We start from the raw sequence: 234 nt of genomic DNA, 5'->3' as shown, positions 1-234 counted from the left end.
GGAAAAGGTGTTCTGCCGTTTTGTGAAGGTAGCATACTGTTTATGACCCACTCGTCGTTCATCAAGCTGCGCAAGCACGACAAGTTTGATAAGACGACGGTGCTTTTCGACGAGGCTCGTAAGTGGGCAACGGAAATGCCAGCACTAGAGCCTGACGCCCCTTCCACGCATCTATTCCTCACACTCTTCTCCACTTCTGATTTTCGTCACTCGACTTGTGTCCAATTGTCGTGG

The 234-nt window shown here is 50.4% G+C and carries 1 protein-coding gene; it reads left to right on the top strand.

Going from position 1 to position 234, the window contains the following annotated elements:
• Positions 1–234, top strand: a 234-nt coding sequence (locus AC1RPU_RS08545) for a hypothetical protein (RefSeq protein ID WP_481769741.1), incomplete at both ends; no start/stop codon positions are given.

The organism is Dellaglioa sp. CoH-55-MRSF-7 (assembly GCF_056782235.1).
Note: the sequence above shows the minus strand (reverse complement) of the source record. Positions and strands in the feature narration are given on the sequence as shown.